This window comes from Spiroplasma sp. hyd1 (genome assembly GCF_016082235.1).
Classification (GTDB): Bacteria; Bacillota_I; Bacilli_A; order Mycoplasmatales; family Mycoplasmataceae; genus Spiroplasma; species Spiroplasma poulsonii.
Genome location: NZ_JXYY01000082.1, coordinates 1 through 3,526, shown reverse-complemented (window position 1 = coordinate 3,526; position 3,526 = coordinate 1). Strand labels below are relative to the sequence as shown.

The 3,526-nt window shown below is 26.7% G+C and carries 4 protein-coding genes; 3 read left to right on the top strand and 1 reads right to left on the bottom strand.

Annotated features, from left to right (window positions below; genetic code table 4):
- The coding region (locus tag TS70_RS06160; RefSeq protein ID WP_198049727.1) for a hypothetical protein at positions 1–336 on the bottom strand (336 nt) is incomplete at its 3' end.
- Between the two features lie 209 nt (positions 337–545).
- Between TS70_RS06160 and TS70_RS06155 the strand changes: the two genes are divergently transcribed.
- From TS70_RS06155 to frr, 3 genes are all read left to right on the top strand, one after another.
- The gene (locus tag TS70_RS06155; protein WP_040094112.1) at positions 546–1,799 is read left to right on the top strand and encodes an Mbov_0401 family ICE element transposase-like protein; all 1,254 of its coding nucleotides are present in this window, start codon (positions 546–548) and stop codon (positions 1,797–1,799) included.
- A 381-nt stretch (positions 1,800–2,180) separates the two neighbouring features.
- Positions 2,181–2,906 carry a UMP kinase gene (gene pyrH, locus TS70_RS06150; RefSeq protein ID WP_040094113.1) on the top strand — a complete coding sequence of 242 codons (726 nt, stop codon included), beginning with the start codon at positions 2,181–2,183 and terminating at the stop codon, positions 2,904–2,906.
- Positions 2,907–3,455, top strand: coding sequence for a ribosome recycling factor (gene frr / locus TS70_RS06145; RefSeq protein ID WP_127092728.1), 549 nt, complete (start codon positions 2,907–2,909; stop codon positions 3,453–3,455).
- The last annotated feature ends 71 nt before the right edge of the window (positions 3,456–3,526 follow it).

Sequence of the window (3,526 nt, the reverse complement as noted above, 5' to 3'; positions counted from 1 at the left end):
TATTTTAATAAAAAAGGGTATCGCAAGAAGTCTATTATTAGCGTATTCATAATTATAGATTTCAAGAATTTCTTCGGATGTGAATATTTTTAAATTATATTTTTTTAATATCTCCGTCAATTCTGCCGTAGTTTTATTGCCAACATTTCGAACATTTTCAGTAAAGATATAAATCGATTGAATAATATGTCTAACTTCAACATTCTTAGATTCTAAGAAAGATATTCTTTCAAATTTATTTTGAAAAATATTAAATACTCTTGCGGGAAGATTTAAGATCGTAGCTGGAGAATTAAATAAATCATATAATTCATCATTAAAATATAAGTGTTTCATCTTAAATGTGAGTCTTTCTAGTAAAAAAGGGATATTTTTATGTTATAATTAAAACATAGATTTAAAGTTAGACTGTATCAACAATTATTAATTAGTAAAAATTAAATTGAAGGGCAGTACCAAATGGGGAATAATAAAAGTATTGATTTATTTAATTTTAATATGGTGGCATATGTAACAGACGAAAAGAAAAAAATAATCAGTTTTTATTGCAAAATATTAAAAAACAATTAGAAGACTTGGATAAGCAAATTAATAATGAAAAGTGACGTTTAAAAAATGGATATATTCGAAATACATTAGTACCACGCACAATTTTAACCCAAGAAGGACCAGTTACATTTCAACGGACAAAGTATAAATATATTGGTGAGGATGGGCGTTGGCATTACAAATATTTATTAGATAATTATATTCAACTAAATAAATGGCAACGATTATCATTAGATTTTATTATTGCGATTTTAGAACATATTACATCGAAAAAAACTTATAAAAATATTTTATCAGTGTTTCCAAATATGGAAATTTCAGAGCGAACAATTTCAAATATTGTTAAAAAATATAATATTAAAGAATTAATCAATGAATCATTTAATCTACAATATAAGATTCCAGATATTAGTAAATATAAATATATTTATATTTTAACCGATGATACCTGAGAAGACTTATTAGTTAATAAGCAATCTAATGAATGTCGCTATCGCTTAGTAACTTTTCATATTGGGAAAGATGCAAGGGGACGTTTATTAAATAAACGACAATTTTATTGATCTGTTCCAAAAGGTGCTAAAATAAATACTAAGAAATTTGTCCGAGAAGTTGCTAGGCAATTACTTAAATTTTATGGAGCAACCTATAAAGAAAAAGAACTATTTTTATGTGGTGATGGAGCTGGGTGAATTAAAATTACGGCACAAGAATTAAAATCTAACTATGTCTTAGATTATTTTCATTTATCACAGTATATTCACAAGGCATTTAATAAAAAACGTCATTTGCATCCGAATTATAGAAATTTATTTGATATATTAACAACCAAAATTAAAACCGAAATTTTAAATGGCGATGTAGCTAAAGTTATTACTTTTTTATCTGATTTTAAAAAAATTACAGAATATTCTGACGAATTTAAAATTGATTCTGAACATTATAATAAGCTTATTAGATATTTAAAAAACCAGCAAAAAGGGATTGAAAGTTATCGTCATAAGGGTTATATTGGTTCTTGTTCTGAAGCAATGATTTCTCATTCAATTAAGGCATATATGGGGTATGGAGCTAAAATTTATAAATATGAATCTTTTAATGTTATTTTAGATTTAGCAATGGCAAAAACAAATGGTTTAGATCCTTTAAAAGTGTTAAAAGATAATATTATTGCTTATCATGAACAAGAAATTAAATATTATCGCCAAAATATTTGAAAATGATATAAACATTGGAAAAAAGATTATTAAAAGGTTTATGGACGAACAATTGATTTTCCAATTTTACGCTATAAACGAACAAAAATGCAAGATATCATTAAATTCTTTATCAATAAAAATTAGATTCAAGAAATTTACTTTAGGTAGTTAAAGAAATATTTTAAAAATATTTTTATTTTGTTGCTGCATAAAGTTATAAATTGGGTAAAATAAAAATAACTAAATAAGAAAAAAGACTTTTAGTCTTTTGTTTGAAGGATAATTGTTGTTATCCCAGATAAAATTTACTGTTAAAAGTTCCAATTATTTCTTTCCATCTTTTCTTAATAATTACTAATTTTATTTTGCTTATTTTTTTAAAACAATTTATAATATATTAGGAATAAACAAGAAAAAGAAAGGAATGTTATAATGGCATTACAATATAAGCGTGTTTTATTAAAATTGTCTGGTGAAGCATTAGGAAATCCTGCTGATTTGTATGATTCAAAGAGAATTCATGATATTGCTAGACAAATTGTTAAACTACAAAAAGAAGGACTGCAAATTGCAATTGTTGTTGGTGGTGGCAATATTTGGCGCGGTAATCGTGCTGATAGTATCAATATGAATCCGATTAGTGCGGATTATATGGGAATGTTAGCAACGATAATGAATGCATTAGCATTAGAAGCAGTTTTAAAATATGAGGGAAGTGAGAATGTTATTGTAACTTCAAAAATTCAGGTTCCAGAAGTAGCATCGCCATATTTATTTAAAAAAGCAAAAGCTGGTTTAGAAAAAGGGGCAATTGTTATTATGGCTGGTGGAACTGGTCAACCAAAATTTACAACTGATACTGCAGCAACAATTCGAGCAATTGAAATTGATGCTGATGTTATGTTAATGGCAAAGAATGGTGTTGATGGCATTTATGACAAAGATCCGCGTGAAAATTCTGATGCAATTCGATTTGATAATATTAGTTTAAATGAACTACAAGAAAAACAATTAAAAGTGATGGATTTAACAGCATCAAGTTTAGCAATGGAAGATAATGTTAAAATTGTTGTTTTTGATATTAATGAACCAGATAATATTTATAAAGCAGCACACGGAAGTGCTCGTTCAACAGTTGTTACAGGAGGGAAAAAATAAATGTCACAAGAAATTATTAACCAAACAAAAGAGAAGATGACAAAAGTATTAGAGTCATTTGAAAATGAATTAGTAAAGATTCGGACAGGTCGTGCTAATCCAAATATGTTAGCTCATATTATGATTGATTATTATGGAACACTAACTCCAATTCAACAATTGGCAAACATTATGGTTCCTGAGGCGCGCCAGTTAGTAATTAAACCTTATGATCGAGGAACAATTAGTTTAATTGTTACAGCAATTAATAAGTCGGATTTGGGATTATCACCAAATTCAGAAGCAGATTTAATTCGTTTAAATATCCCTGCTTTAACAGAAGAACGTCGTAAAATGTTAGTAAAAGATATGTGAAAAGAAGTTGAACATTTTAAAATTGCGGTTCGTAATGAACGTCGTGATAGTAATGAACAAATTAAAAAAGATGCTAATTTAACTGATGATGACAAAAAATATTACGAAGGTGAAATTCAAAAATTAACAGATAATTTTATTAAAAAGCTTGATGAAAAAGGGACATTAAAAGAAAAAGAACTAATGGAAGTATAAACTTTCATTTTTTATTATGTTAGATATAATAGACTTCTTGCATTACTTGTTAAAAAATTGCAAATATTTGT